Annotated in this window: 28 protein-coding genes; 14 read left to right on the top strand and 14 right to left on the bottom strand. The window is 70.4% G+C overall.

Going from position 1 to position 25,215, the window contains the following annotated elements; genetic code table 11:
• Positions 1-31 precede the first annotated feature (31 nt).
• The 5 genes from OHS57_RS14245 to OHS57_RS14225 all read right to left on the bottom strand — a co-directional run bounded on the left by OHS57_RS14245 (position 32) and on the right by OHS57_RS14225 (position 4,343).
• A complete protein-coding gene (locus OHS57_RS14245; RefSeq protein WP_328582172.1) occupies positions 32-1,021 on the bottom strand; it encodes a glycine betaine ABC transporter substrate-binding protein in 990 nt (329 codons plus the stop codon).
• The gene (locus OHS57_RS14240; protein ID WP_328582171.1) at positions 1,021-1,860 is read right to left on the bottom strand and encodes an ABC transporter permease; all 840 of its coding nucleotides are present in this window, start codon (positions 1,858-1,860) and stop codon (positions 1,021-1,023) included. Before OHS57_RS14240 ends, OHS57_RS14245 begins: the two co-directional genes overlap by 1 nt.
• Positions 1,857-3,044 carry a betaine/proline/choline family ABC transporter ATP-binding protein gene (locus OHS57_RS14235; protein ID WP_328582170.1) on the bottom strand — a complete coding sequence of 396 codons (1,188 nt, stop codon included), beginning with the start codon at positions 3,042-3,044 and terminating at the stop codon, positions 1,857-1,859. Before OHS57_RS14235 ends, OHS57_RS14240 begins: the two co-directional genes overlap by 4 nt.
• 136 nt (positions 3,045-3,180) lie before the next feature.
• Positions 3,181-3,828, bottom strand: coding sequence for an ABC transporter permease (locus OHS57_RS14230; RefSeq protein WP_041989167.1), 648 nt, complete (start codon positions 3,826-3,828; stop codon positions 3,181-3,183).
• Between the two features lie 29 nt (positions 3,829-3,857).
• The gene (locus OHS57_RS14225; RefSeq protein WP_328582169.1) at positions 3,858-4,343 is read right to left on the bottom strand and encodes an Lrp/AsnC family transcriptional regulator; all 486 of its coding nucleotides are present in this window, start codon (positions 4,341-4,343) and stop codon (positions 3,858-3,860) included.
• Positions 4,344-4,491: 148 nt separating this feature from the next.
• Here OHS57_RS14225 and hppD point away from each other — a divergent pair, with 148 nt between their 5' ends.
• From hppD to nthA, 4 genes are all read left to right on the top strand, one after another.
• Positions 4,492-5,670 (top strand): 4-hydroxyphenylpyruvate dioxygenase, encoded by a 1,179-nt coding sequence (hppD, locus tag OHS57_RS14220; RefSeq protein ID WP_443042888.1) that lies wholly within the window; start codon positions 4,492-4,494, stop codon positions 5,668-5,670.
• A gap of 86 nt (positions 5,671-5,756) precedes the next feature.
• Entirely contained in the window at positions 5,757-6,038 is a 282-nt protein-coding gene (locus OHS57_RS14215) for an SH3-like domain-containing protein (RefSeq protein ID WP_041989171.1), read from the top strand.
• Positions 6,031-6,342, top strand: coding sequence for an SH3-like domain-containing protein (locus OHS57_RS14210; protein ID WP_328582168.1), 312 nt, complete (start codon positions 6,031-6,033; stop codon positions 6,340-6,342). The genes OHS57_RS14215 and OHS57_RS14210 overlap by 8 nt, the downstream gene beginning before the upstream one ends.
• Positions 6,339-6,926: a nitrile hydratase subunit alpha gene (gene nthA / locus OHS57_RS14205; RefSeq protein WP_328582167.1), complete on the top strand. Its 588-nt coding sequence runs from the start codon at positions 6,339-6,341 to the stop codon at positions 6,924-6,926. The genes OHS57_RS14210 and nthA overlap by 4 nt, the downstream gene beginning before the upstream one ends.
• 75 nt (positions 6,927-7,001) lie before the next feature.
• Here the strand turns inward: nthA and OHS57_RS14200 are convergent, their stop codons facing one another.
• Both OHS57_RS14200 and OHS57_RS14195 read right to left on the bottom strand, forming a co-directional pair.
• Positions 7,002-7,307 carry a hypothetical protein gene (locus OHS57_RS14200; RefSeq protein WP_328582166.1) on the bottom strand — a complete coding sequence of 102 codons (306 nt, stop codon included), beginning with the start codon at positions 7,305-7,307 and terminating at the stop codon, positions 7,002-7,004.
• Between the two features lie 129 nt (positions 7,308-7,436).
• Positions 7,437-9,050: a tetratricopeptide repeat protein gene (locus OHS57_RS14195; RefSeq protein WP_328582165.1), complete on the bottom strand. Its 1,614-nt coding sequence runs from the start codon at positions 9,048-9,050 to the stop codon at positions 7,437-7,439.
• A 97-nt stretch (positions 9,051-9,147) separates the two neighbouring features.
• Here OHS57_RS14195 and OHS57_RS14190 point away from each other — a divergent pair, with 97 nt between their 5' ends.
• The 3 genes from OHS57_RS14190 (at position 9,148) to OHS57_RS14180 (ending at position 12,006) form a co-directional block, all read left to right on the top strand.
• Entirely contained in the window at positions 9,148-10,524 is a 1,377-nt protein-coding gene (locus OHS57_RS14190) for an FAD-binding oxidoreductase (RefSeq protein WP_328582164.1), read from the top strand.
• 65 nt (positions 10,525-10,589) lie between these two features.
• Positions 10,590-11,063 carry a GNAT family N-acetyltransferase gene (locus OHS57_RS14185; RefSeq protein WP_328582163.1) on the top strand — a complete coding sequence of 158 codons (474 nt, stop codon included), beginning with the start codon at positions 10,590-10,592 and terminating at the stop codon, positions 11,061-11,063.
• 121 nt (positions 11,064-11,184) lie between these two features.
• On the top strand, positions 11,185-12,006 hold the full coding sequence (locus OHS57_RS14180) for a lipase family protein (protein ID WP_328582162.1): 822 nt from the start codon (positions 11,185-11,187) through the stop codon (positions 12,004-12,006).
• A gap of 9 nt (positions 12,007-12,015) precedes the next feature.
• On the opposite strand, the gene OHS57_RS14175 is transcribed toward OHS57_RS14180, so the two are convergent.
• The 3 genes from OHS57_RS14175 to OHS57_RS14165 form a co-directional block, all read right to left on the bottom strand.
• Positions 12,016-12,339, bottom strand: coding sequence for a hypothetical protein (locus OHS57_RS14175; RefSeq protein WP_328582161.1), 324 nt, complete (start codon positions 12,337-12,339; stop codon positions 12,016-12,018).
• Between the two features lie 14 nt (positions 12,340-12,353).
• A complete protein-coding gene (locus OHS57_RS14170) occupies positions 12,354-13,121 on the bottom strand; it encodes a CDP-alcohol phosphatidyltransferase family protein (RefSeq protein ID WP_041989176.1) in 768 nt (255 codons plus the stop codon).
• Between the two features lie 131 nt (positions 13,122-13,252).
• Positions 13,253-13,729 carry an SsgA family sporulation/cell division regulator gene (locus OHS57_RS14165; protein WP_041989177.1) on the bottom strand — a complete coding sequence of 159 codons (477 nt, stop codon included), beginning with the start codon at positions 13,727-13,729 and terminating at the stop codon, positions 13,253-13,255.
• Positions 13,730-13,852: 123 nt separating this feature from the next.
• On the opposite strand from OHS57_RS14165, the gene OHS57_RS14160 reads away from it, so the two are divergent.
• Positions 13,853-14,761: an ornithine cyclodeaminase family protein gene (locus OHS57_RS14160; protein WP_328582160.1), complete on the top strand. Its 909-nt coding sequence runs from the start codon at positions 13,853-13,855 to the stop codon at positions 14,759-14,761.
• Positions 14,762-14,814: 53 nt separating this feature from the next.
• Here the strand turns inward: OHS57_RS14160 and OHS57_RS14155 are convergent, their stop codons facing one another.
• Entirely contained in the window at positions 14,815-15,777 is a 963-nt protein-coding gene (locus tag OHS57_RS14155) for a glycoside hydrolase family 16 protein (protein ID WP_241778587.1), read from the bottom strand.
• A gap of 308 nt (positions 15,778-16,085) precedes the next feature.
• On the opposite strand from OHS57_RS14155, the gene OHS57_RS14150 reads away from it, so the two are divergent.
• Positions 16,086-17,549 (top strand): RDD family protein, encoded by a 1,464-nt coding sequence (locus OHS57_RS14150; RefSeq protein WP_328582159.1) that lies wholly within the window; start codon positions 16,086-16,088, stop codon positions 17,547-17,549.
• A gap of 88 nt (positions 17,550-17,637) precedes the next feature.
• The gene (locus OHS57_RS14145) at positions 17,638-18,366 is read left to right on the top strand and encodes an RDD family protein (protein ID WP_041989181.1); all 729 of its coding nucleotides are present in this window, start codon (positions 17,638-17,640) and stop codon (positions 18,364-18,366) included.
• A 36-nt stretch (positions 18,367-18,402) separates the two neighbouring features.
• On the opposite strand, the gene OHS57_RS14140 is transcribed toward OHS57_RS14145, so the two are convergent.
• Positions 18,403-18,717, bottom strand: coding sequence for a hypothetical protein (locus tag OHS57_RS14140; protein WP_041989182.1), 315 nt, complete (start codon positions 18,715-18,717; stop codon positions 18,403-18,405).
• A gap of 380 nt (positions 18,718-19,097) precedes the next feature.
• Between OHS57_RS14140 and OHS57_RS14135 the strand changes: the two genes are divergently transcribed.
• Positions 19,098-21,512, top strand: coding sequence for an immune inhibitor A domain-containing protein (locus OHS57_RS14135; protein ID WP_041989183.1), 2,415 nt, complete (start codon positions 19,098-19,100; stop codon positions 21,510-21,512).
• Positions 21,513-21,644: 132 nt separating this feature from the next.
• Entirely contained in the window at positions 21,645-21,974 is a 330-nt protein-coding gene (locus tag OHS57_RS14130) for a hypothetical protein (RefSeq protein ID WP_328582158.1), read from the top strand.
• 52 nt (positions 21,975-22,026) lie between these two features.
• On the opposite strand, the gene OHS57_RS14125 is transcribed toward OHS57_RS14130, so the two are convergent.
• Complete coding sequence (locus tag OHS57_RS14125; protein ID WP_328582157.1) at positions 22,027-22,629, bottom strand: isochorismatase family protein; 603 nt, start codon at positions 22,627-22,629, stop codon at positions 22,027-22,029.
• Positions 22,630-22,831: 202 nt separating this feature from the next.
• Positions 22,832-24,160, bottom strand: a complete 1,329-nt coding sequence (locus OHS57_RS14120) for a nicotinate phosphoribosyltransferase (RefSeq protein ID WP_328582156.1) — start codon at positions 24,158-24,160, stop codon at positions 22,832-22,834.
• A 152-nt stretch (positions 24,161-24,312) separates the two neighbouring features.
• Here OHS57_RS14120 and clpS point away from each other — a divergent pair, with 152 nt between their 5' ends.
• Positions 24,313-24,618, top strand: coding sequence for an ATP-dependent Clp protease adapter ClpS (gene clpS / locus OHS57_RS14115; RefSeq protein ID WP_041989190.1), 306 nt, complete (start codon positions 24,313-24,315; stop codon positions 24,616-24,618).
• Positions 24,618-25,196 carry a DUF2017 domain-containing protein gene (locus OHS57_RS14110; RefSeq protein ID WP_041989192.1) on the top strand — a complete coding sequence of 193 codons (579 nt, stop codon included), beginning with the start codon at positions 24,618-24,620 and terminating at the stop codon, positions 25,194-25,196. Before clpS ends, OHS57_RS14110 begins: the two co-directional genes overlap by 1 nt.
• Positions 25,197-25,215: the final 19 nt, after the last annotated feature.

The following is a 25,215-nucleotide window of genomic DNA, read 5'->3' as shown; positions in this document are numbered from 1 at the left end:
CCGGCTCACCCGTTCGGCTCACCCGTTCGGCTCAGCCCGCCTTGATGAACCCCGCCTTGATCAGCCACTCCTTCGCCACGTCGTGCGGATCCCGCCCCGCCACGTCCACCTGCGCGTTCAGCTCCTGCGCCAGCGGTGTCGTCAGCCGCTTCGACAGCGGATCGAGCAGCTGGGCGATCTCCGGGTGCTTCTTGAAGGTGGCCGTGTGCAGCGCGGGCGCCGCGTCGTAGATGGGGAAGAAGTGCTTGTCGTCGTCCAGGGTGTCCAGGTGCATGGCCTTGATCCGGCCGTCCGTCGTGTACACCTCGCCCAGCAGGCACGAGCCGCCCTTGGACACCTGGGTGTAGATGATTCCGGCGTCCATCTTCTTGATGTTGCCGGCCGGCAGCTTCATGCCGTACGCCTTCTCCATGCCGACCAGGCCGTCGTCGCGCGCCGCGAACTCGTTCTCCACACAGATCGTCACGGCCGACGGGTTCTTCTTCGCCAGCGCCGCCACCTGGGAGAGCGTCCTGAGTTTGTACTTCTTGTTGTTGGCCTGGCTGATCCCGAGCGAATAGGTGTTGTTCAGCGTGGACTTCGGCAGCCAGGTCACGCCGTGGGCGACGTCGGCGTTCCGTACCGCCTCCCACTGCCTCTGCGGGTTCTGGACGGGCTTCGCGTTACCCAGATAGGTGATCCAGGCCGTGCCCGTGTACTCGTACATGGCGTCCGCGTCGCCCTTCACGATCGCCTCGCGCGCGCTGATCGAGCCCGGCAGGTTCGTCCGGTCGAGTACCTCGGCGCCCGCCGCCTTGAAGATCAGGCCGATCATCTCGCCGAGGATGATGTTCTCGCTGAAGTTCTTCGACGTGACGGTCAGCGACGCGCCCTTCAGCGGCCGGCCGATGCCCAGCCTGCCCGGCACCACGTCGTCGACCAGCGGCGAACCGCTCTTCAGACCGCACCCGGACAGCAACGGCCCGCTCAGCAGCGCCCCGGCCAGCACCGGCCCGGCGAACCGGATCAGCCGGCGCCGCATCACTCGTCCTCCAGGCCGCGCGGGGTGAGGACGACCTCGACCAGCGAAGCCAGCCAGTCGATGATCAGCGCCAGCGTCACCGTCAGCACCGAGCCGATGATCAGGACCGGCATCCGCTGGGTCTGGATCCCGGACGTGATCAGGTCACCGAGGCCGCCGCCACCGCCGAACGTCGCCAGCGTCGCCGTACCGACGTTCAGCACCAGCGCCGTCCGCACGCCCGCGAGGATCAGCGGCACCGCCAGCGGCAGCTCGACCCGGCCGAGCGTCCCCGCCGCCGACATGCCGATGCCGCGCGCGGCTTCCACCAGATCCGGGTCGATGGCGCGCAGCCCGGCCACCGTGTTGGAGAGCACCGGCAGCACGGCGTAGATCACCATGCCGGTGATCGCCGTCGAAGGGCCGATGCCCAGCCAGATCACCAGCAGCGCCAGCAGCCCGATCGCCGGGGTCGCCTGGCCGATGTTGGCGAGGGCCGTCACCGCGGGCGCCGCCTTGGTCAGCCTGCGCCGGGTCAGCGCGATGCCCACCGGCAGCGCGATGAGCAGCACCCAGAAGGTGGAGATCGCGGTGAGCCGGACGCTCTGCCACAGCCGCAGCTGGACGTTGCCGCCCGACAGCGAGTTCTCGGCGATGGAGTCCAGCTGGATGTTGGTGATCCACAGGATCGTCGCCGCCAGCACGACAGCGACCACCAGCGGTACGGCGACCAGCTTCTGCCAGGTGATCCGCCGCTTCGGCGCCGTCGGCACGTACGCGGTCGGCTCCGCCTCGTCGTTGAAGCGCTCGGGCCGCTCAGGCCCCTCCGGCCGCTCGGGGACCTTGGCCGGGGCGCTCATCCGACACCGCCGTCTACCAGCCCCTGCTGCTCGTGCTGGTGCTCGAAGGCGGCGCGGCGGTCCGCCTCCAGCATCTCCTGCACGGAGGCCATCAGCGTCTCCATGTCCACGACGCCGATGTACTCGCCGCGCCGCCCGGTGACCGCGACCCGCCCGCCGCTGTCGGTGAGCACCGCCTCCAGCGCGTCGCGCAACGTCGCGTCCCTGGTCACCGTGTCACCCACCAGCTGTCCCGCCCGCGCGAGCGATCCCTTGGCGCGCGCCAGATCGCCGCGCCGCAGCCATTTGTACGGGCGGTTCGCCCCGTCCAGCATCAGCAGCTCGTTGTGCGGTCCGGCGCGCAGCGTGGCCGAGACCGCTTCGAGCGGGTCGTCGACCGACACCGTCGGGAACTCGGCGACGCCGACCTCCCGTACCCGGGTCAGATTGAGCCGCTTCAGCGCCGCCCCCGCCCCCACGAAGCCCGAGACGAAGTCGTCGGCCGGGTTGGTGAGGATCGCCTCGGGGGTGTCGAACTGCGCGATGTGCGAATGCTCGCGCAGCACGGCGATCCGGTCGCCGAGTTTGATCGCCTCGTCGAAGTCATGGGTGACGAACACGATCGTCTTGTGCAGCTCGTGCTGAAGCCTGATCAGCTCGTCCTGCAGATGGTCACGGGTGATCGGGTCGACGGCGCCGAACGGCTCGTCCATCAGCAGCACCGGCGGATCGGCGGCGAGGGCCCGCGCCACCCCGACCCGCTGCTGCTGGCCGCCGGAGAGCTGGCGCGGATACCGGCCGTGGAACTCCCGCGCGTCGAGCCCGACCAGATCGAGCATCTCCTCGACCCGGGCGCGCACCTTCGCCTTGGACCAGCCGACCATCTTCGGTACGAGGGCGATGTTCTCCGCGACGGTCATGTGCGGGAAGAGACCGGACGACTGGATGGCGTAGCCGACCTTGCGGCGCAGCTTCACCGGGTCGATCGACGTGACGTCCTCGTCGCCGATCGTGATCCGGCCGGACGTCGGCTCGATCAGCCGGTTGATCATCTTCAGGGTGGTGGACTTGCCGCACCCCGAGGGGCCGACCAGGATCACCGTCTCGCCGGGCTTGATGTCCATGGTGACGGCGTCGACGGCCGGCTCGGGGGTGCCCGGATACCGCTTGGTGAGGGCGTCCAGTTGAATCCCGGCGCCGGCCATCGAGGAACGGGACGCCTCGGAACCGCCGGAGGCGGAACCGGTGGAAGCAGAACCGGTGGAAGCAGAACCGCCGGAGGCAGACCCGCCAGCGGCAGAACCGGTGGAGGCAGAAGGGCCGGAGGCGGAACCGGTCGTGTCAGGCACGGATCCCCCTGGGAATGGTCAGCCGGCCGAGCAGGATGTACGCGGCGTCGAACAGCAGCGCGAGAATGACGATCCCGATCGTCCCCGCGAGCACCTGGTTGATCGCGTTGGCGCTGCCCAGCGAGGCGATCCCGCGGAAGATCTCGTTGCCGAGGCCGGGGCCCGACGCGTACGCGGCGATGGCCGCGATCCCCATCAGCATCTGGGTGGAGACCCTGATCCCGGTGAGGATCGGCGGCCAGGCGAGCGGCAGTTCCACCCGGAGCATCCGGGCGGCGCGGGACATCCCGATGCCCTTCGCCGCGTCCACCAGCGCCGGATCGACACCCCGCAGCCCGACGACGGCGTTACGGACGATGGGCAGCAGCCCGTACAGCGTCAGCGTGATGACCGTGGGCGGTACGCCGAGCCCGACCAGCGGGATCAGCAGACCGATCGCGGCGAGCGAGGGGATCGTGAGCAGGGAGGCGGTGGAGAGGATCGCGAGGTTGCCCGCCCAGGGGCTGCGGTAGCTGACCACCCCGATGAGCACCCCGAGCGCCGTCGCGATGACCATGCACTGGAAGACCGCGCTGACATGCTGCAGAGCGTCGGTGATCAGCTGCTGGTGCCGGTTGCCCAGGTACGCCCAGAAGCTCACGCGCTCTCCTCGCCTCGGGGCCCGGTCGGTCAGTCCCCGTCCGCCGCTGCCTGTTCCACCAGCGGGATGATCCGCAGCGGTACGGGGTTCTCCATGACGATCGCCGTGGAGGCCCGCACGATGCCATCAAAACCGACAACCAGATCGATCACCCGCTGAAGATCGGCGTTGGAGCGCGCCACGAGCCGGCAGAGCATGTCCCCCTGCCCCGTCGTGGTGTGCAGTTCGAGCACCTCGGGCACGGTGTCCAAGTGGGCCCGTACGTCCGTGCCTTGACCCTGCTTGATCTCCAGCGTGGCGAAGGCCGTGACGGGATAGCCGAGCGCCGCCGGGTCGACGTTCGGCCCGAACCCCCTGATGACGCCATTCGACTGAAGCCGGTCGAGCCGCGCCTGTACGGTCCCGCGCGCTACCCCCAGCCGGCGCGAGGCCTCCAGCACGCCGATGCGCGGCTCGCGTGCCAGCAGCACGATGAGCCTGCCGTCCAGCGCGTCGATACCGGAACCGCTGTCCATACCCGCCGCCTCCCTCGAAAACCCGTGGCCAGCTCTGCGCAGGGCACCCTGTGCAGATAGCCCGGCCATTGTCGCTATCCGCTGTACAAAGTGCCCAGCGAATACGAGAACTGTTGCGCACCTTGTAAAACGGGGAGACGCTGAGCCCATGGCAGACACCTCGATGCACACCGACACCGCTTCTGTCCCCACCCCCGACACCGCCCCTGAGACCGCGCGCGAGGCCGATCCCTTCCCGGTCAAGGGCATGGACGCGGTCGTCTTCGCCGTCGGAAACGCCAAGCAGGCCGCGCACTACTACTCCACCGCCTTCGGCATGAAGCTCGTCGCCTACGCGGGCCCGGAGAACGGCAGCCGCGAGACCGCGAGTTATGTCCTGACCAACGGTTCGGCCCGCTTCGTCTTCACGTCCGTCGTCAGGCCCTCCTCCGACTGGGGCCGGTTCCTCGACGGCCATGTCGCCGAGCACGGCGACGGCGTGGTCGACCTGGCCATCGAGGTCCCCGACGCGCGCGCCGCGTACGCGTACGCCACGGAGCACGGCGCCACCGGGCTGCAGGAGCCGTACGAGATCAAGGACGACCACGGCACGGTCGTGCTCGCCGCGATCGCCACGTACGGCACCACCCGGCACACCCTCGTCCAGCGCACCGGCTACGACGGCCCGTACCTGCCCGGGTACGCGGCGGCCGACCCGATCGTCGAGCCCGCCGCCAAGCGCACCTTCCAGGCCATCGACCACTGCGTGGGCAACGTCGAACTCGGCCGGATGAACGAGTGGGTCGGCTTCTACAACAAGGTCATGGGCTTCACCAACATGAAGGAGTTCGTGGGCGACGACATCGCCACCGAGTACTCCGCGCTCATGTCGAAGGTCGTCGCCGACGGCACGCTCAAGGTGAAGTTCCCGATCAACGAGCCGGCTGCGGGCAAGAAGAAGTCGCAGATCGACGAGTACCTGGAGTTCTACGGCGGCGCCGGCGTCCAGCACATCGCGCTCGCCACGAACGACATCGTCGCTTCCGTACGCGCGATGCGCGCGGCGGGCGTCCAGTTCCTGGACACCCCCGACTCGTACTACGAGACGCTCGGCGAGTGGGCGGGCGAGACCCGGGTGCCGATCGAGACGCTGCGCGAGCTGAAACTGCTCGTCGACCGCGACGAGGACGGCTACCTCCTGCAGATCTTCACGAAGCCCGTTCAGGATCGCCCGACAGTCTTCTTCGAAATGATCGAAAGGCACGGTTCCATGGGCTTCGGCAAGGGCAACTTCAAGGCGCTCTTCGAGGCGATCGAACGTGAGCAGGAGAAGCGCGGCAATCTCTGACGCGCCCCACCCTCGCGAACGGCCACCGGCGGCCCCCCACGGAAACTGACCTGTGGGGGGCCGCGCTGTCGATTAGGGTGCGACCCATGGCCAGGATGAACGACGTGGGCGGCATGCAGGGCTTCGGCCCGATCGACACCACCGACGACACCGAACCCTTCCACGCGGACTGGGAGGCGCGGGTGTTCGCCCTCAACAGGGCCCTCATCGCCGAAAAGGTCTTCAACCTCGACGAGTTCCGCGACGCCGTCGAATCCATGCCGCCCGCCGCGTACTTGGCCGCCTCGTACTACGAGCGCTGGTTCTACGGCATCCGTACGCTGCTGGAGCGCAAGGGCGTCGTCGCGGCCGGGGAACTCGATGAGTGACCCGGGCGGCCGTGGCCCCGCCGGCACCCCCGACCGCTACCCGCCCGGTACGGCCGTACGCACCAGCCGCCACGACCCGCCGCACCACACCCGCCTGCCGCGCTACGCCCGGGGCAAGCGGGGCACGGTGGTCGAGCCGGAGGGCCGGTCGCCGCTCTCCGACGTCAACTCCCAGGGGCGCGCGGACCCGCCGCTGGAGCAGGTGTACGCCGTGAGCTTCGCGGCGAGCGAGCTGTGGGGCCGGGGCGAACACCACGTCGTGCTCGACCTGTTCGAGAGCTATCTGGAGGACGATCCGCAGTGAGCGGTACGCACGACGACGCACTGATCTCCCGTCAGGTACGGCGCATGGAAACCCTGTTGGAGGAGCGCGGGATCGTCTCGGGCGAAGCCCTGGACGAGGTCATCGACGGCTTCCTGGCCGGTGCTTCCCCCGCCAACGGCTTCCGGGTGGTGGCCAGGGCCTGGACCGACGACGCCTTCCGCGCCCGGCTGCTCGCCGACGGGACGGCGGCCGTCGCCGAACTCGGCATGTCGGCCGGGGGAGTGAACCCGCAGCGGCTGCGGGTCGTCGAGAACACCCCCGACACCCACAACGTCATCGTCTGCACGCTGTGCTCGTGCTACCCGCTGCGGCTGCTCGGCCCGTCCCCGAGCTGGTACAAGAGCGAGGCCTACCGCTCGCGCGTGGTCCGCGAACCCCGGGCGGTCCTGGGCGAGTTCGGGCTGACGCTCCCCGACGCCACGGAGATCACGGTCTGGGACTCCACGTCGGAGACCCGCTACATGGTGCTGCCCCGCAGGCCCGAGGGCACGGCGGGGCTGGGCGAGGAGGCGCTGGCGGGACTGGTCACCCGCAACGCGCTGATCGGCACCGCCGCGCTCTGAGCAGCCCGCTCCCTCAGAACCGCCGCTCTCTGAGAACCGCCGTGCGTGCACCGGCGGTTGAGGGGTACTCGGTCTCTACGGCAAAAGAACGCGAACCGTAGAAGACCTGACTCTGAAGGGGGTTTTTGTCATCGCGAAGAAGACAAGCCAGACCGGAGAAAAGGCCGCTACCGCTGCCGGTAAGTCGCTGAAGGACAAGAAGGCGACCAAGGCCAAGAAGACCGCGTCAGCCAGTGCGGTCTCCCAGGCGCCCAAGAGCAAGGGCACGACCGGCAAGAAGGCAGCCACGGCCGCCGCGAAGGTCCTGAACAGCAAGAAGGCGACCAAGTCGGAGAAATCCGCCGCGGCGAGCACGCTTGCGCAGGTCGCTTCGAGCGGCAAGAAGAAGTGACCTGCGGCTGACCGGGCTGCACGCCTGGCCGGACCGACAGCGCCGAAGCCTCCGACGGGATTCCCGTCGGAGGCTCGTCGTGTGCCGGGCCGCGCCGTGCCGCTGGGCCGGTGCGGCGGCTAGCGGAGGGCCGACGCCGGGGCCGGTGGTCCCGCCGGTCCCGCCGCGCCGGACTTGGGGGCCGGTACGTCCGGCTGTGGTGCGACCGGCGCCACGAACCCCGGCCCTTCCGTCAGCGGATCGGCCTGCGGTGAGGCGGCGGCGCCGGGCGGGGCCGCGTTGCCCGGGGCGCCGCCGGTACCCGTGTCCGCCGTACCCGCCGAAGTGTCGCCGCTGTCACCCGACATGTCGGCCGGACCGCCCGCCGCCGGCTGCCCCAGCGCTTCCCTCGCCTCCCGCGCTCTCGGTGCCAGCAGCGGCGAGAAGTGCGGGTTGGTGCGCAGCGCCTGGTCGATGTGGCGGCGCGCGGGGCCCGTCATGCCCAGGGTCCGCTCGATCTCACCCCGGTGGTACGCGAAGAGCGCGCTCTGCGGCCCCTTGTCCGTCGCCTTCGTCGCGTACGGCAGCGCCTGCGTCGCGTCGCCCGCCCGGAACAGCGCCCAGCCCAGCGCGTCCGCCATCTCCACGCTGTGGTGGCCGCGGCCCCACTCCGCCGTCAGCCGGTCCACCGCGGCCTGCGGGTCGCCGTGGTCGGACTCGTACCGGCCCAGGACCAACTCCTCGTCCACGCCGTTCCGCTGGGCACGCGCCACTTGGGACCGCAGCGCCGCGTACTGGCTCCGCGCGTCGCCGTCCAGCCCCGCCGCGTCGTACAACTCGCCCAGCTCCAGCGAGTATTCGGGCAGCGGCAGCCGCGCGATGGCCGACTGGTACGCGCCGTACGCCTCGTCCGTCCTGCCCAGCGCGGCCAGCGCCCGCGCCCGGCCGGCCAGGGACGGGTAGTGGTCCTTGGCCGCCTGGAGCGCCGCGTCGTAGTGGGCCAGAGCCTCCTTCGGCTCGCCGCGCTCCCAGGCGAGTTCACCCAGCTCGTGCAGGGCCGCGGCCTTCTCCGTCGGGGTCGTGGCGCGCTCCATCGCCTCGGTCGCCTTCGCCGCCGCGTCCTCGCGCCAGCCGCGCGTGCGGAAGACGTCGGCGGAACGGGCCAGCACCTGCGTGCCCGACCGCAGCTTCGTGAGCTTGTCCAGCGCCTTGCCGGCCGCCGGATAGTCGCCGAGACCGTCGTACGCGTCGATCAGCACCGGATACGCGTCCCACTGCTTCGGCTGCCGCGCGCCTACCTGCTCGCCCCACTTCTTGGCGGTGGCGAAGTCGTTGCGGGCATTGGCGAGCGCGCCGAGCCCGACCAGCGCCTCCGTGTTCCCCCGCGCGGCCGTCCGCACCTTCAGCGAGCGCCGGAGCGCCTGCTCGGCCTTCGGGTAGAACGCCGGGTCCGCCCGCCGCTTCCCGCTCTCCACGTACGCCGAGCCGAGCACTGCCCACGCCTGGTCGTCCGCGGGATGCTCGCGCACCCGGGTCTCCTTGTCGTGGACGAGGGCCGTCAGATCCGCCGGCGAGGCGGGCGCCCCGGCGTCCGCCGCCGCCAGCGCCCTGGCCTCGGGGCCGGCCGCCGGTGGCGACCCCTCGTCCTTGTCGGGGACGAACACGAGGACGCCGACGACCAGCACAGCGCCCACCCCCGCTGCCAGCGCCGCCCTTCGGACCTGCCTGACCTGCTCCGTCTTCATGGCGTTCATACGGATTACTGTGCGTCAATACGACGAACACACCCGGTGTTGTGCTGTGGATCGCTTTCGGGTTCACACCGATGGCCCCGGGTGCGACTCTTGGATCATGGACAATCCTGACGATCTGCTCACCCGACTCCGGTCGGCCCTGCCCGAAGAGGCCCTGATCACCGATCCGGACGTCATGGCCTCGTACGCGCACGACATGGCGAGCTTCTGCGCGGCGGGCGCCCCCGCCGTGGTCGTCCTGCCCCGTACGGTCGAACAGGTCCAGCACGTCATGCGCACCGCGACCGCCCTGCGCGTCCCGGTCGTCCCGCAGGGCGCGCGTACCGGTCTGTCCGGCGCGGCGAACGCGTCCGACGGATGCGTCGTCCTGTCCCTGGTGAAGATGGACCGGATCCTGGAGATCAACGCGGTCGACCGGATCGCCGTGGTCGAGCCGGGCGTCGTCAACGCCACGCTCTCGCGCGCGGCCGGCGAGCTGGGGCTGTGCTACCCGCCCGACCCGTCGAGCTGGGAGACCTGCACGATCGGCGGCAACATCGGCACCGCGTCCGGCGGGCTGTGCTGCGTCAAGTACGGCGTGACCGCCGAGTACGTCCTCGGCCTGGACGTCGTCCTCGCCGACGGCCGCCTCCTCAGCACGGGTCGGCGCACCGCCAAGGGCGTGGCGGGGTACGACCTGACGCGGCTTTTCGTCGGCTCGGAAGGCAGCCTCGGCGTCGTGGTCAAGGCCGTCCTGGCCCTGAAGCCGGCCCCGCCGCGGCAACTGGCCCTCGCGGCGGAGTTCCCCTCGGCCGCTGCCGCCTGCGACGCGATCTGCCGGATCATGGAGGGCGGCCACACGCCGTCCCTGCTGGAGCTGATGGACCGTACGACGGTCCGCGCCGTCAACGCGCTGGCCGGTATGGGCCTGCCGGAGACCACCGAGGCCCTGCTCCTCGCGGCCTTCGACACCACGGACCCGGCGGCCGACCTGGCGGCCGTGGGCGCACTGTGCACGGCGGCAGGCGCGACGGAAGTGGTCCCGGCCGACAACGCAGCCGAGTCGGACCTGCTCCTCCAGGCGCGGCGGCTCGCCCTGCCGGCCCTGGAGGCCGTGACCGGCACGACCATGATCGACGACGTGTGCGTACCGCGCTCACGCCTCGGCGACATGCTGGAGGGCATCGACGCCGTCGCCCGCAAATACGGGCTGACCATCGGCGTCTGCGCCCACGCGGGCGACGGCAACACCCACCCCACCGTCTGCTTCGACCCCACCGACCCGGACGAGTCCCGCCGCGCACGCGAGTCGTTCGACGAGATCATGGCCCTCGGCCTGGCGCTGGGCGGCACGATCACGGGCGAACACGGCGTCGGCGTCCTGAAGAAGGAGTGGCTGTCCCGCGAACTGGGCCCGGTGGGGCTGGAGATGCAACGAGGCATCAAGCAGACCTTCGACCCGCTGGGCCTGCTGAACCCGGGCAAACTCTTCTGAACGGCCCGGTGTCCCGCCGGGTTATTCGGTGGCCCGTGTTTTCGGCCGCCCGGTAGGTTCCTGCCGTGGCTGACGACGGCATGACAGAGATCAGCCCCGCGGACGCGGCAGACGCGGCGGTGATCGCCCGCATCCACCTGACGTCCCGGGTGGCGACCATGCCGTATCTGCCCCCGCAGACGCGCGGTCACGACGAGGTCGCCCGGTGGATCGAGGATGTCGTGCTCCCGTCGTGCCGCACATGGGTGGCGGTGCGCGCCGGCGAGGTCGTCGGCTACGCCGCCCTTGAGGGGGACATGCTTGAACACCTCTACCTACGACCGGAAGCCCGCCGCAGGGGCATCGGCACGCTCCTGCTCGACCAGGTCAGACGGCACAGCCCCGACGGGGTGTCGCTGAGGGTCTTCCAGCAGAACACCGATGCCCGCGCGTTCTACGAACTCCACGGCTTCACGGTCCTCGACACCAACGACGGCCGCCGGAACATGGAGAACCTGCCCGACATGACGCTGCGCTGGAGCCCGGACGGCGCCCGCTGACCCGCGTCAGCGCCGCGGCGGGCCGAGCCCGTACGAGTGGTCGCGGGCGCGTCCGGCTTCGCCGCGGTCGGTGTCTGGCTACGTTGCTGGCGACCGGAGCCGGCTTTCGTGAAGGACACCCATGACCATTCCAGCGCTGGACCACGCGACGACCCGTTACTCTCTCGCGCACGCCTACTGGATGAGCCGGGCGGCCGGGCTGGCCACGCTGGACGAGGACGGCATCGAGGCCCAGGCGCACGCGTGGGGATTCAGCCGGGTGCGGTACTTCGAGTCGACGCACACGATGCCGTTCCCGATCGAGGACACCCAGGCGTACGTGATGGCCAGTGACCGGATGATCGTCACGGGGTTCCGCGGTACCGAGGTGGCGAAGATCCGCGACTGGCTCACCGACGTCAACACCCCGCCCGTGCCGGGACCGGGGAACAAGGGCTTCGTCCACTACGGCTTCCACCAGGCCCTGCAGTCCGTCTATCCCCAGGTCCGGGACAGCATCCTGGAGTTCCGGGACCAGGGGCAGAGCGTCTGGTTCACCGGTCACAGCCTCGGCGCGGCGCTGGCGATGCTGGCGGGTGCCCGGCTGTACTTCGAGCAGCCGCGGCTGCTCGCCGACGGCGTGTACACCTTCGGCCAGCCCCGCACCTGCGAACGGCTCCTGGCCGGCGCGCACAACAAGGCGTTCGCCGACCGGTGTTACCGCTTCGTCAACAACAACGACATCGTCCCCCACCTGCCGCCCGAGCCCGCGTACACGCACGTCGACGCGCTGCGCTACTTCGACGCGACCGGCCGCCTCCACCAGACCATGCCGCTGGTCGCTGCGCTCCAGGACCGGGTCAAGGGAGTCGCCACCGACCTGTTCGCCCCGGAGACCGACGCGGTCAAGGACCACCACCTGCCGAACTACATCGCGGCGTTCGAGAAGAACCTCACGACATGAGGCGGCGCCCTAAAGCCAGTTCGCCCAGCCGAAGGTGAACAGGTAGGCCCGGCGCAGCGCCTGGGTGCGGGGGAGGGCTCTGAGGAGCATGACCGCCAAAGTCACGACGAACAGCGCGGCGAAGGCTCCCGCCACCAGAAGACCGGTCGCGGGAGCCACGAGGAAACCGGCCAGCACACTGACCAGTAGGACGACCCCGGCGCCGAAGTGCGCGGTGCGGAGGTCGGCGCGTAGTGCCTCGCGGGCTGCTGCGCGGCCCGACGCCAGGTCGGCGTCGTACCGTTCGCGCGCCGCTCGCGGGTCCGCGTCCGGGCCCTCGGGCCACTCCCGCACCGTCGCCCCGCGGCTCAGCGCAGGCGGGACGACGACAGGATCGAGGTCAGGTGGGCGACCACCATGAGCCAGGTGATCGCCGTGATGGCCAGGACCGCGATGCGGGTCGGTTCCAGGCCGCCGATCATCGCGTCGGCCACCGCGACCACCAGGAGCAGCAGGGACGCCTCGATGCCGTTCGTGATGCGGTGGATCTTGAAGGCCGAGGCCAGGCGGCGGGCCGAGGCGAGGCCCTCCGAGCGGGGGCGGGTCGACTCGTCGTCCGCCACCGGCAGGCCGCGGCGCGCGCGGGCCACGTCGACCAGGTCCGTGGACGCCTTCAGCAGGACGATGCCGAGTGCGGCGGCGAGGCCGACCGAGATCCACAGGTTCGAACCACCGTGCGCCGCGCGGAAACCCGCGCCGATCAGCAGCGCCGCGTCGGCCAAGTACGCGCCCAGGCGGTCGACATAGATGCCCGCCGCGCTGTTCTGCCCCTTCCAGCGGGCGACTTCGCCGTCCACGCAGTCGAACAGCAGGAAGAGCTGGAACAGCACAGCGGCGAGCACGGCGCCCCACAGCCCGGGGATGGCGAGGGCGAAGCCCGCCGCGACACCGCACACCACCATCGTCCACGTCAGGGCATCGGGCGTCACCCGCGTACGCACGAGCTGTCGCGTGGCGTGCAGCGAGATACGCCTCATGTACAGGCGGCCCGCCCAGTGTTCGCCGTTGCGGCTCTGAAGCTTTGCGTTCGGCTGGCAGACCTCGCGGAGCTCTGTCAACGCAGGGGCGATCGCCATGGCTGTTTCCTCTTCACCTGCGGTTCGGCAAACGGTCGCCCCAGGTTAGAGGAACCGCCCCGCCGCCTCTCCGCTGCCCCTGGCTCCCGAACAGCGGCTCGCTCCCGAACACCCCCCGCACCCGCGCCCCTTCACACCTCACCGTCCGCCGACTCGTCCGACGGCCACGGGTCCCGCAGCCACAGGTCGTCCGCCGGCATCGGCGTCAGCAGCCGGGACAACCCCTCGTCGATGCCGAGCTGCGCCGTCTCCGTACCCGGTGGCACGATCCGCAGCGTCCGCTCCACCCACGCCGAGACCGCCGCCGACGACGCTTCGAGCAGCGCGTCGCCGTCCGGCGACGTCAGCGCCAGGGACAGCACGCCCCGGCCGCTCACCTTCGTCGGCCAGATCCGTACGTCGCCGTGGCCGCACGGCCGGAACACGCCCTCCACGAGCAGCTCACGCGCGAACGTCCAGTGCACCGGATTCTCGCTGCCGATGTGGAAGGTGATGTGCACGGCGTACGGATCGCCCGTGCGATAGGTCAGCCTCGCGGGTACGGGGATACTGCGCTCGGGTGACAGCACCAGGTCGACTTCCAGCTCGCGTTCCACCACGGTGTCCATGCGAGGCACTTCCTCTCCAGATACTCCCGTTACTCCGGGCGAAGGCCCAGTGGCGGGCCGTATCTACTTAGAGGGCGTACCCCCGCCGCTATGACGCGACTTTCGGCATGAAATTCTCTGCCGGTGCCTCCGCTGCTGTTCAACGATGACGATGTCCGCGCCCGGCTCGACGCGGCGACCGCCGTACGCGCCGTACGGGCGGCGATACTGGCCGGACACGAAGGCACCCTCCACGCGCCACCGCGCGTGCGCGCCGACATCGGCGGAGGCCATCTGGTCTTCACCGCCGGACGCCTCCGTGAGCAGGGCGTCCTCGGTTTCCGTGCGTACGTCACCCGCGCCGACGCCGAACAGCTCGTGGCCGTGTGGGGCTCCGACGACGGCGATCTGCGCGCCCTGGTGCACGGCTCGGAGCTGGGCTCGCGGCGGACGGGCGCCATCGGCGCCGTGGCCGTCGACACCCTCGCCAGACCCGAACCCGTCGCGCTCGGCATGGTGGGCGCCGGTACCCAGGCGTGGGCCCAGCTGTGGGCGGTGCGCGAGGTCCGGCAGATCACGGACGTCGTCGTGACGGCCCGTCATATCGAGCGCGCCGAGAGCTTCGCCCGCAGGGCTGCCGACGAACTGGGCCTCACCGCACGCGCCGTCGCCGGGGTCGAGGAGGCCGTACGCGACCGTGACGTGGTCGTCGTCGCCACCGACAGCCGCGTGCCCGTCCTCGAAGCGGACTGGATCGCGCCCGGCACGCATGTCACGACGCTCGGCCCCAAGACCCTCTCGCGCCACGAGGTGCCCGCCGCGCTGGCCGACCGGGCCGCGGTGCTCGTCACGGACTCGGTCGCCCAGGCCGCCGGCTACCCCGAGCCGCACGTCCTGCCGGTCGACCGGATGGTGGACCTCGGCGCCGTCCTGGCGGGGGCCACCCCGGGCAGGACGGACGCCGAGCAGATCACGCTGTTCTCGTCGGTAGGTCTCGCCGGTACGGAGGTGGCGGTGGCCGCCGCCCTGTGGGAGACGGCGCGGCACCACTGACCCGCCACCTCACCCCACCCGGCCGCGACAGCCCGCCGACCCCCGCGACCGCGCTACGACTGGCTGACGTTGACGGCGAACCAGTCCACGCTCATGCCCGCGCCCGAGCTGATGTCGGCCGACGGCGAGGTGCAGCCGCAGACCTTGTTCGGGTACGAGCCGCCGATCGCGACGTCGAAGATGGCGAAGAAGCCGTGGTCGACGGCGGCCTGCCAGGTCGCGGTCGAGACCTCGCTCTGGTTCACGGCGAACGTCTGGACCCCGTCCAGGTAGAACCGCAGCTGCTCGGCAGCGGCGTTCGTGCGGTCCACGATGACGGAGTACGTGTGGTAGCCCGTCTGGCAGCCGTCGCACGGCTGCAGACCGCTGCTGATGCCGTCGGGGTCGTGGCACTCACCGGCCCACTGTCCGCAGTGGAAGGTCGTCGAGTGCTGGCTGAGCCCGTTGACGTCCTCCATGATGTCCAGCTCGCCGATGCTCGGCCAGTTGGTCGCGCTGACCGGCCGCGCGTCCGCCCCCATCGCCCAGAAGGCGGGCCAGTAACCCAGCCCGCTCGCCGGGTTGGGCTGCTGGAGCGAGGCGCTGATCTCGACCTGGCCGCCGGCCGGTGCGCCGAAGTCGGTGCGTTGCGTCTCGACACGGCCGGAGGTCCACTGCCCGGCGGCGTCCTTGATCGGCTTGATCACCATATGACCGTCGCCGTCCTGGTAGACGTTGTCGGTCGAGTCGGTGGAGACCTCGATCTCGCCCGTACCCCAGTTACCGGCGCCGCCGGGGTAGCTGGTGCCGAGGTCGTACAGCCAGTCCGCCCGGTTCAGGCCGGTGCCGGCCGCGCCGTTGAAGTCGTCCCGGAAGACGGTGGTCCAGTCGGCCGCCGCCGAACCGGCCGTGTCGGCCGAAACGACGGGGGCGGTGCCGGCGGACGCCGAGGTGGCCGTGAGGCCGACGAGTCCGGTCAGGGCGAGGGACAGGGCGGCGAGGAACGCCGGCAGACGACGGCGGGGAGTTCGTGCCAAGGGGGCCATGGGGGGCTGCCTTCGGTTGTGGGGGGAGTGGAGCGGGGGGTGGGGGAGGAGAGGGGGTCGGGAGTGGGGGAGTTGGTCTTGAGAGCGCTCTCACCATCGACTGTCATGCACCTGATACAAAGGGGTCAAGGGGTCGGACCGGCTTTTGCGGGGAAGTACTGACGTCGGTGGATAGCACACCCTGGCGAGCCAACCCCCGAATGCGGTCGATGTGTTGGTCTCTTTCTTCCGCCTGGTGCGTTCTTCGTTAATGTCTCCCTTGGACACGGCGCTTGGTGAGTGGAACGGAGTTGGGGTCAGTGGCTACTCCCCCTGGTGACGGTGGGACCGCACCCCGGGAAGGGTTTTATCCGGACCCGTCGATCCCCGGGTACGTCCGGTACTGGAACGGCGCCGCCTGGGTGCCCGGTACGAGCCGGCCCGCCCCCGAGGGCAGCGGCGCAGCCCCGCAGCAGCCGGATCCCGCGGCCCAGGGCCAGCCGGGGCGGGGACCTGCCACCCCTGCGGTCGAGGAGACCGGGCCCGTCTTCTTCGACGAGGACCCGCCCGAGGACCCCCGCCAGGAGCCCGCTTCCGTGTGGCAGGCCGACGTCTCCCGGCAGACCGGCTTCGGCGGCGAGCGCGACCACCGCGTCTCCTGGGGTGCGCCGGACCCCCGCGTGCCCGGCCCGGCGCAGAGGGCCGCCGACACGCCCCGTACACCCCACACGCCTCATACGCCCCGTGCCATCGCGCCGCCGGCGTCCGGCGACGGCGAAGGCGAGCCGCCGAGTGACGGTACGGTCGCGATCCGCGCCATGCGACGCGGCATCAGCCCCGGGCGCGGCGCCGGGATCGGCGCCGGCCGGCCGGAGGCGAACCGCCCGCAGAACGCGGACCCGGATCAGAACCCGGACCAGGCCCCGGGCCGGAACCAGCCGCCCGCCGTGGACAGCACCATGGCCATCCGGGCCCTGCGCGCCGCCCGCCGGGCGAAGGGCGAGGAGGAAGCGCCCCCGGCCTCCGCGGCGTCACCCGCGCCGGACCGGCCGCAGCTCCCCGCACAGTCCCAGCAGCCTCGCCGGCCGCAGGAAGCGTCCGCCCCCTGGGCCCGGCAGGTGCGCGAACTGGCGCAGCCGCCCGCCACCCCGGCGCTCCCGGCCGCCTCGTCGGGCCCCGCCGTCTCGTCGGGTCCGGCCGGACCGGCCGCCGCGCGGGGACCGGCCGGCGCCGAGCCGCCCGTCGTCCCGTGGAAGCCGCCGGCCGCCGACCCGTTCCTGCAGATGGCGCAGGCCCAGGCCGCGTCCCGCCCCGCGGGCCTCGGCAAGCGGTTCCTGGCGCGGCTGATCGACACGGTCGTGCTGGGCGCGATCGTCGGCGCCGTCGCCGTACCGCTCGCGGCCAAGGCCAAGACCCATGTCGACGAGAAGATCGACGCGGCCAGGCAGACCGGCCGTACGGTCACGGTCTGGCTGCTCGACGGCACGACCGGCGGCTACCTCGGCGCTCTGGTCGGCGCGCTGCTGGTCGTCGGGATCCTCTACGAGGCGCTGCCGACCGGGAAGTGGGGCCGCACGCTCGGCAAGAAGCTCTGCGGTCTGCGGGTCTGCGGCATCGAGTCGCACGAGGCCCCGGGCTTCGGCGCCGCGCTGCGCCGCTGGCTGGTCTACAGCGTGCTGGGGGTGCTCGTCGTGGGCGTCTTCAACGTGCTGTGGTGCCTGTTCGACCGCCCGTGGCGGCAGTGCTGGCACGACAAGGCGGCCCGCACCTTCGTGGCCAGGTGACTCCCCGGTGACCTCGCGCTGACGACCGTTCGTCCGAACGGCGGGTGCTGCCGTTGCGGGCGCCTTCCGCGCGCGGTGCACTGCCCTCATGAGCAACGATCAGCCGACGCCCGGTCAGTCGCCGGATGACGACCCGTTCCGGAAGAGGCCGCAGCCCCCGCACGAGCCGACGCCCGGGTCGCCGTACGGCGGTGACTCACCCCCGCCGTACAACCCGAACGAGTTCGGCGGCGGCGGCCCGTACGCGGGCGGTCCCTACGGCGGCGGAGACCCCGCCGGCGGTGGCGGCCCCTACGGCGGCGGTCCGTACGGCGGCGACGGTTCGGATCCGCTCAGCGGGATGCCGCCGCTCGCGCCCTTCGGCAGGCGGCTGCTCGCCCGGATCATCGACGCGCTGATCATCCTGATCCCGCTGGCGATCATCTCGCTGGCGGTCGGCGGCTTCCATGTGTCGACGTCGAACGGCAACAGCGAGTGGGACAACTTCAACGACCAGGTCAACACCGGCAGGCAGTGGCTCTGGTCGCTGATCTCGATCATCGCGTACGTCGGCTACGACACGCTGATGATCAGCAGGTCGGGGCAGACCCTCGGCAAGCGCTGGCTGGGACTGCGGGTGGGCATGCTCAACGACGGCACGCTGCCGAAGACGAACGCCTCGCTGCTGCGCGCCGCCGTGCTGTGGCTGCCCGCGCTGCTCTGCTGCTACTGCATCTGGTGGCTCGTCATCATCGTCACGATCCTGGCGAGCCGGCCCTACAAACAGGGCTGGCACGACAAGGCGGCGAGAACGGTGGTCGTCGTAGCGAACACCTAGAGCTGGGGGAGTCGGAGAACCGGAGCGAAGAGGGGCCTACCGGCGCACGGAGTGCGGCCGGCCGACCGCGGCGACCTGGGTGCGCCGCGAAGAAGGCGCCGGAGCCGCCGAGGCAGGGGCCCCCATGGACGTCTGGGCGCTGTCGGCGGTCGCCGACTCCTGCGCCGCCGCCTCCGTACGGCGTGGCATCGGTACGGTCACCGCGACGAGCAGGCCGAGCGCGAGCGCGGCCAGTGCGATGACGGCCACGCCGATGCCGGACGTCGTACCGGAGAGAAGCAGCATGGCCAGCGTCGAACAGATGACAGTGGCGGAACCGTAGGCGAGCTGTGCGGCATTCGGACGCGGCATGGCTGTATCCGTCCCTCGGAACGTCTGTATGGGTGTCTCGCGTATCTCGGCACCAGGTCGCACTACGAAGCGACTCTACGACGGTGGATGCCCGACTGGCACGTGTAGTAAGCGTGACCTAACCCACGGTGCCGGTGCACGGGGGGCGCATCGATTCACGCGACCCCCCAACTTCGGGGGACAGTGCGCCCGTGTCGGACATGGTGGACGTCCGGATAGCGGAAATGGACTACTACATAGTGCACTTGCTGTGCACAAGTCAAGACTGTCTTTTCTCCGCCAACTCCGGTCGAATAGCGCCACTTATGTCGCGCATACGCGCGCGGATCCCCCAACTCCCGGTCCGCGAGCAGCGAGCGCGGGGGAGGATCAACCATCAAGTGATCAGCAATCGACGGGCGAGACGTTTCGGGGCGGTGTTCGTGGCCCTTGCCGCGACCGCGGCGACGGCGTCAGCCTTCTCACCGGCCCAGGCCGAGGCGAACCCCACCTCCGGATCGGCCCAGATCGAACGGCACGACCCCCAGCCCCAGAAGGGCCTGGTCGACCACGATCTCGACGGACCCTTCAGCAAGAAGCAGGCGGCCGAGCGCAAGGCCGCGATGGACAAGGTCCTGTCCGGCCGCGCGAAGCTGGAGAAGCACGGCGGCTCGCAGGTCGTGAAGCTCGGCAGCAAGAAGTACGTCGAGCTGGGCCGCGAGAAGACCGACAAGATCTTCACCATCCTCGTGGAGTTCGGCGACCAGGTCGACGACACCACGATGTACGACCCGGACGGCGCCGGGCCCGAGGCGCCGGTCAAGAAGTACGGCGGCACCCCCGGCCCGCAGCACAACGAGATAGCCGAGCCTGACCGCAAGGTGGACAACTCCACCGACTGGCAGGCCGACTACAACCAGCAGCACTTCCAGGACCTCTACTTCGGTGAGGGCAAGGACAAGAAGACCGGCAAGCAGAAGAACTCGCTGAAGACGTACTACGAGAAGACGTCCTCCGGGCGCTACTCGGTCGACGGTGAGGTCACCGCCTGGGTCAAGGTCCCCTACAACGAGGCCCGTTACGGCTCGAACTACTGCGGCGACACCAACTGCAACAACGTCTGGGACACCGTCCGCGACGGCGTCACCGCCTTCGCGGCGCAGCAGAAGGCCGCGGGCAAGACCGACGCCCAGATCAAGGCGGACCTCGCCCAGTACGACCAGTGGGACCGGTACGACTACGACGGCGACGGCAACTTCAACGAGCCCGACGGTTACATCGACCACTTCCAGATCGTGCACGCCGGTGAGGACGAGTCGGCGGGCGGCGGCGCCGAGGGCACCAACGCCCTGTGGGCGCACCGCTGGTACGCGTACGGCACGGACGCGGGCGCCACTGGTCCGGCGGACAACAAGTCCGGCGGTACCCAGATCGGCAACTCCGGCATCTGGGTCGGCGACTACACCATGCAGCCGGAGAACGGCGGACTCGGGGTCTTCGCCCACGAGTACGGCCACGACCTCGGCCTGCCCGACAACTACGACACCGCGGGCGGCGAGAACTCCACGTCGTTCTGGGACCTGATGTCGTCGGGTTCCTGGCTGGGCACCGGCAAGAACGCGATCGGTGACCTGCCGGGCGACATGACCGCGTGGGACAAGCTGCAGCTCGGCTGGCTCAACTACGCCGAGGGCAAGGCGGCCACCAAGTCGACCGCCAAGCTGGGTGTTTCGGAGTACAACACGAAGAACCCCCAGGCGCTCGTCGTCGAGCTGCCCAAGAAGTCGGAGACCACGACCGTGGTGAAGCCCGCCGAGGGCGCCACCCAGTGGTGGAGCGACTCGGGCGACAACCTCAAGAACACCTTGACGCGTGTCGTCGACCTGACCGGCAAGTCGACCGCGTCCCTGGACCTCCAGGGCTGGTGGGACATCGAAGAGGGCTACGACTACCTGTACGCCGAGGCGTCCACGGACGGCGGCGCCAACTGGACCGTGCTCGACGGCACCGCCGACGGTGCGCCCATCGGGCGTGACGGCAGCGACAAGCCGGCGCTGAGCGGTACTTCGGGCACGTACAAGCCGCTGTCGTACTCGCTCGACGCCTACGCGGGCAAGAAGTTCGACCTGCGCTTCCGCTACCAGACGGACGGTGGGGTGGCCCTGAAGGGCTTCGCCGCCGACACGATCAGCGTCAACGCCGACGGCGCCGCGCTGTTCACCGACAACGCGGAGACCGCGGACCCGGCGTGGACCGCGGCGGGCTTCTCGCGTATCGGCGAGTCCTTCAGCAAGGAGTACGACCAGTACTACATCGCTGAGAACCGTCAGTACGTCTCGTACGACACCACGCTGAAGACCGGCCCGTACAACTTCGGCTTCACCGCGCCGAAGGACGGCTGGGTCGAGCACTACCCGTACCAGAACGGCCTGTTGATCTGGTACTGGGACACCTCGCAGAAGGACAACAACACCAGCGTCCACCCGGGTTCGGGTCTCATCCTGCCGGTCGACGCCCACCCGAAGCCGCTGAAGTGGTCCAACGGCACGGTGATGCGCAACAGGATCCAGGCGTACGACTCGGCCTTCAGCTGGTGGCCGACGCCGGGCTTCACGCTGCACAACGCCAACGTCCCGACCAAGATCAAGCCGCTCGGCGGGCTCACCGCCTTCGATGATCACAAGGGCACCTACTGGGACAAGGGCAACCCGGGCGGCAGCGTCCAGGTTCCTGACACCAACACCAAGATCAGCATTGTCGACCAGCCGATCAGCGGGTCGACCATAACGGTCAAGGTCGGTCCCTCCACCCGATAATCCGTATCACCGCAGGTCAGAGCATGATCGGCCGTCGCCCTCTAGCGGGCGGCGGCCGTTCGTGTTTAGGTGCGTCTACGGATCTCTTATTGACACGGCGTCTCACGGCGCCTCCCGGGGGAGAGGAAAACCATGGCAGGTGGAGGCTTCAGCAAGCTTCCGAACGGCAGCGTGGTGGTGGCACTGACCCTGCCGAGACCCGCGGCCGATGGCGGCACCGTACGGGTGCTCGTCCATGCCGGAAATCGCGCCCGCGCCCTGACCAGGCTGCGGAATCTCGGCTTGCGCGCGGTGTATCTGCGCGGTAACGCGGAGCCACCGACGCTGGACGAGATCACGGCCGTCCTGCACCATCCGGACGGCCTGCTGTGGCGGGGCACCCCGGAGTGCCAGGAGGAGCTGTGGCAGCCGATACGGGCCCTGCTGCGGCCCCGGGCGGCCGTGGCCAGGGCAGGCCACTGAGACCCACCGACAAGGCCCCCGGCGGCGGCGGAGCGACCTGGGCGGGGCGCCCCTAGGCCGGGCGGACCACCGGCTTGCCGCTCAGTTCGACACCGGCCTCGGCCAGCTCCTCAAGGGCGCGCTCGGTCGTCGCCTCGGCGACACCCGCCGTCAGGTCCAGCAGCACATGCGTACCGAAGCCCTCGCGGGCCGCGTCCAGTGCCGTGGCCCGTACGCAGTGATCCGTCGCGATGCCGACCACGTCGACCGCCGTGACATGGTGCGACCGCAGCCACTCCGCCAGGCCCAGACCGTTCTCGTCGGCGCCCTCGAAGCCGCTGTACGCGGCCGAGTACGCGCCCTTGTCGAAGACCGCGTCGATCGCGCCGGACGCGACGGCCGGGGCGAAGTTGGGATGGAAGCCCACGCCCTCCGTGCCGGCCACGCAGTGGACCGGCCAGGTGTGGACGTAGTCCGGCGTGGCCGGGGGCTTGGCGAAGTGGTTGCCGGGGTTGATGTGGTGGTCGCGGGTGGCCACCACATGGCGGTAGCCGGCCGTCGACTGACCTATCAGGTCGGTGACCGCGGCGGCGACATCGGCGCCCCCGGCCACCGCGAGGCTGCCGCCCTCGCAGAAGTCGTTCTGCACGTCGACGACGATCAGTGCGCGATGCATGGCGGAAATGTCCTCACGTGGGGTTCGGCCTTGACCGGTGGTTTCGAGCCTAGAGTTCGCGACCGCCTTGCGGGAGGGGGATCGACCTCTCTTCAACGTCTCGATGCCTGCCCCGGAAGCGGGTGCCCATGCCGCAACCGGCGCACATCGTACGTATTGTGCTCAGACACGGCCGGTCACCCACCTCGGGCATATGCGCTCGTCAGATGTATTCCGTCGGGATGACCGGCTCGCCCCTGGAGAGCTGGATCGCCGACATCGGCAGTCCCGCGCGGGCCGCGATGTGCCGCTCGCGCACCGCGTCCAGCGGCTCGCGCGCGACGACTTCGCCGCCCTTGACCAGCTCGACCAGCAGCTGCCTGTCCAGCAGGTCGGCGGGGACAGGGCCGGTGCCGAGGACCTCCGCCTCCGCGTACCCCTCGGCGTCCAGCCGGCGCGCCGCCCACTTGCGCCCGCCGATCGAGGTCTTCCCGCCGGTGGACTTCTTCGCCACGGGCTGCAGCGGCGCCTTCGGGTCGGCGGACTGCGCGCGGGCGACGATCTTGTAGACCATCGAGCAGGTGGGCTGCCCGCTGCCGGTGACCAGCTGCGTACCGACGCCGTACGCGTCGACCGGGGCCGCCGCCAGTGAGGCGATGGCGTACTCGTCCAGGTCGGAGGTGACCACGATCTTGGTGTTGACGGCGCCCAGCTCGTCCAGCTGCTGGCGCACCCGGTGCGCGACCAGCAGCAGGTCGCCCGAGTCGATCCGTACCGCGCCCAGTTCGGGCCCGGCGATCTCGACGGCCGTCCGCACCGCCTCGGTCACGTCGTACGTGTCGACCAGCAGCGTCGTGCCACGGCCGAGCGAGTCGACCTGCGCCTGGAACGCGTCGCGCTCGCTGTCGTGCAGCAGGGTGAAGGCGTGCGCGCTCGTGCCGACGGTGGGGATGCCGTAGCGGAAGCCCGCGGCGAGGTCGGACGTGGTGTCGAAGCCGCCCACGTACGCGGCGCGCGAGGCGGCGACGGCCGCCAGCTCGTGCGTACGCCGGGCGCCCATCTCGATCAGCCCGCGTCCGCCGGCCGCCGCCGACATCCGGGAGGCCGCGGCGGCGATGGCCGAGTCGTGGTTGAGGATCGACAGGATCACGGTCTCCAGCAGGACGCACTCGGCGAAGGAACCCTCGACCCGCAGGATCGGCGAGCCGGGGAAGTACACCTCGCCCTCCGGGTAGCCCCAGATGTCGCCGCTGAAGCGGTAGGAGGCCAGCCATTCGAGTGTCGGTTCGTCGACGATCCGCTGCTCCCGCAGGAAGCCCAGCACGTCCGCGTCGAACCGGAAGTTCTCCACGGCGTCCAGGACCCGGCCGGTGCCCGCGACGACCCCGTAGCGGCGCCCCTCGGGCAGCCGCCGGGTGAAGGCCTCGAAGACCGAGCGGCGGTCGGCCGTACCCGCTCGCAGTGCCGCCTGCAGCATCGTCAGCTCGTACTGGTCGGTGAAGAGCGCGGTCGACGGCACGTCCACCGGGAGCCCTAGGTCCGGAGTGTTCATATTTTGATGCTACCCCCAATACTCGTCAGAGTGACGATTTCGATGGTCCGTTTGTGCGACAGGGGCTCCTGGGTGGCAGCATGGACCTGTGGGCGCCCGCGGCGCCGCGAAGATCCGGCAGGACCGGCGAGAGAAGAAGGTCGTCCCGAACCGTGAGTGTTGCTCCGACTGAGATCGAACTCCCTGAATCCGCACAGGAGACCTCCGTCGTCCCGGAGCCGGACGTCCCCTGGCTGACGATCGTCCACAACGACCCGGTCAATCTCATGAGTTACGTGGCGTACGTCTTCCAGACCTACTTCGGCTACTCCAAGGACAAGGCGAACAAGCTGATGCTCGACGTCCATCACAAGGGCAGGGCCGTCGTGTCCAGCGGCAGCCGCGAGGAGATGGAACGCGACGTGCAGGCGATGCACGGCTTCGGCCTGTGGGCGACCCTCACGCAGGACCGCGACTGATGGCCGGGCACTTCGAGGCCGTACCCGGCGGCGGCGCCGCCGTCGCGCTCGACGAGGTCGAGATCTCCATCCTGCGCTCGCTCGCCGTCCAGCTGCTGGAGCTGATCGGCCCCGCCGACGAGCCGGCCGAGGGCACGGACCCGCTCGCCGCGCTGTTCACCGAAGGCCCCAGCGAACCGCCCGCCGACCCGGCGCTGGCCCGGCTGTTTCCCGACGCCTACGGGGACGACGACGAGGAACTGCGGGAGTTCTCCTCCGAGTTCAGGCGCTTCACGGAGAACGACCTGCGCGACCGCAAGCGCGCCGACGGGGTCGCCGTCGTCCGCTCCCTGGACGCGCTCACCGCGTCCGGCGCCGGTGACGCCGTACTGAAACTGACCCCCGACGAGTGCGCCCACTGGCTCGGCGCCCTCAACGACCTGCGGCTGACGATCGGCACCCGGCTCGACGTCACGGACGAGGACGAGGGCGGCGAGCTGTACCGGCTGCCCGACTCCGACCCGCGCAAGCCGATGGTCATGGCGTATCTGTGGCTCGGCGCGCTCCAGGAGACGCTCGTGGAGACGATGATGCCCTGACGGGCCGCGCGGTTGCCCG

The organism is Streptomyces sp. NBC_00370 (assembly GCF_036084755.1).
In the GTDB taxonomy this organism is placed as follows: Bacteria; Actinomycetota; Actinomycetes; order Streptomycetales; family Streptomycetaceae; genus Streptomyces.
This window is presented reverse-complemented; position numbering and strand designations above follow the sequence as displayed.

Excerpts from the sequence above, each read along its gene's own strand:
- OHS57_RS14165 (WP_041989177.1), bottom strand. The coding sequence starts at position 13,729 with ATGGACACCGTGGTGGAACGCGAGCTGGAAGTCGACCTGGTGCTGTCA.
- OHS57_RS14190 (WP_328582164.1), top strand. The coding sequence starts at position 9,148 with ATGGACAATCCTGACGATCTGCTCACCCGACTCCGGTCGGCCCTGCCC.
- OHS57_RS14225 (WP_328582169.1), bottom strand. The coding sequence starts at position 4,343 with ATGGACAGCGGTTCCGGTATCGACGCGCTGGACGGCAGGCTCATCGTG.
- OHS57_RS14195 (WP_328582165.1), bottom strand. The coding sequence starts at position 9,050 with ATGAACGCCATGAAGACGGAGCAGGTCAGGCAGGTCCGAAGGGCGGCG.
- OHS57_RS14130 (WP_328582158.1), top strand. The coding sequence starts at position 21,645 with ATGGCAGGTGGAGGCTTCAGCAAGCTTCCGAACGGCAGCGTGGTGGTG.
- OHS57_RS14145 (WP_041989181.1), top strand. The coding sequence starts at position 17,638 with ATGAGCAACGATCAGCCGACGCCCGGTCAGTCGCCGGATGACGACCCG.
- OHS57_RS14125 (WP_328582157.1), bottom strand. The coding sequence starts at position 22,629 with ATGCATCGCGCACTGATCGTCGTCGACGTGCAGAACGACTTCTGCGAG.
- OHS57_RS14240 (WP_328582171.1), bottom strand. The coding sequence starts at position 1,860 with ATGAGCGCCCCGGCCAAGGTCCCCGAGCGGCCGGAGGGGCCTGAGCGG.
- OHS57_RS14210 (WP_328582168.1), top strand. The coding sequence starts at position 6,031 with ATGAGTGACCCGGGCGGCCGTGGCCCCGCCGGCACCCCCGACCGCTAC.
- OHS57_RS14235 (WP_328582170.1), bottom strand. The coding sequence starts at position 3,044 with ATGGCCGGCGCCGGGATTCAACTGGACGCCCTCACCAAGCGGTATCCG.
- OHS57_RS14215 (WP_041989171.1), top strand. The coding sequence starts at position 5,757 with ATGGCCAGGATGAACGACGTGGGCGGCATGCAGGGCTTCGGCCCGATC.
- hppD (WP_443042888.1), top strand. The coding sequence starts at position 4,492 with ATGGCAGACACCTCGATGCACACCGACACCGCTTCTGTCCCCACCCCC.
- OHS57_RS14120 (WP_328582156.1), bottom strand. The coding sequence starts at position 24,160 with ATGAACACTCCGGACCTAGGGCTCCCGGTGGACGTGCCGTCGACCGCG.
- OHS57_RS14180 (WP_328582162.1), top strand. The coding sequence starts at position 11,185 with ATGACCATTCCAGCGCTGGACCACGCGACGACCCGTTACTCTCTCGCG.
- OHS57_RS14110 (WP_041989192.1), top strand. The coding sequence starts at position 24,618 with ATGGCCGGGCACTTCGAGGCCGTACCCGGCGGCGGCGCCGCCGTCGCG.
- OHS57_RS14140 (WP_041989182.1), bottom strand. The coding sequence starts at position 18,717 with ATGCCGCGTCCGAATGCCGCACAGCTCGCCTACGGTTCCGCCACTGTC.
- OHS57_RS14245 (WP_328582172.1), bottom strand. The coding sequence starts at position 1,021 with ATGCGGCGCCGGCTGATCCGGTTCGCCGGGCCGGTGCTGGCCGGGGCG.
- OHS57_RS14170 (WP_041989176.1), bottom strand. The coding sequence starts at position 13,121 with ATGGCGATCGCCCCTGCGTTGACAGAGCTCCGCGAGGTCTGCCAGCCG.